The sequence below is a fragment of the Croceivirga sp. JEA036 genome (assembly GCF_011882165.1).
In the GTDB taxonomy this organism is placed as follows: Bacteria; Bacteroidota; Bacteroidia; order Flavobacteriales; family Flavobacteriaceae; genus Croceivirga.
In genome coordinates this window covers 389,843-390,158 of record NZ_JAATON010000004.1, presented here as the reverse complement: position 1 = coordinate 390,158, position 316 = coordinate 389,843, and the positions used below count along the sequence as shown (strand labels likewise).

Here is a 316-nt window from a genome sequence, read left to right as displayed (position 1 = left end):
ATTACTTTAGATAATACCGTACCTACTATCGATATTACCACCCCTATCGAGGGTGATAACATCGTAAATGCTGCCGAAGATGGCGATGTAACCATCTCGGGTACTACTACAGCTATAGAAGATGGCCAAGTAGTAACGGTAACTTTTGATGATGGCGTGAATCCTCCAGTAACTACTACCGCTACTGTTTCGGGTAATGCGTGGACGGCTACTGATGCGGATATTTCTGGATTGGACAATGGAACTATCACCGTAACTGCGGATGTTACGGATGTAGCGGGCAACCCGGCTACCGATAACGACCCAATTACTTTGG

General features: G+C 46.2%; 1 pseudogene. It reads left to right on the top strand.

Annotated features, from left to right (window positions below):
• Positions 1-316: pseudogene (locus tag HCO57_RS13050) on the top strand (hypothetical protein); the annotation flags it as partial.